Origin of the sequence: Bittarella massiliensis (ex Durand et al. 2017) (genome assembly GCF_017566145.1) — a bacterium.
Classification (GTDB): domain Bacteria; phylum Bacillota; class Clostridia; order Oscillospirales; family Ruminococcaceae; genus Bittarella; species Bittarella massiliensis_A.
In genome coordinates, this window is record NZ_JABFCL010000192.1 from 1 (window position 1) to 224 (window position 224).

At 47.3% G+C, this 224-nt stretch carries 1 pseudogene; it reads right to left on the reverse strand.

The features are described from left to right. Window positions 1-211, reverse strand: a pseudogene (locus HJY11_RS13995) (hypothetical protein); the annotation flags it as partial. Window positions 212-224: the final 13 nt, after the last annotated feature.

The following is a 224-nucleotide window of genomic DNA, read 5'->3' on the forward strand; positions in this document are numbered from 1 at the left end:
GCATATGGGAGTCGATGAATCCCGGAAGATAAAGCATCTCCCCTCCATCTACCGTCTCATTTGCTTCATAAACCGTTTCACTGTCTCCATGTTTGCGGATCTCCACAATCACACCGTCCCGGATGACAATATCACGCCCCCGGACTCTCTCCCAGTTCTCGTCCAGGAAGTCTACATTCATAAGAAGAAGATCTGCCTTTTGTGTTCTCATATCTTCATTTCTC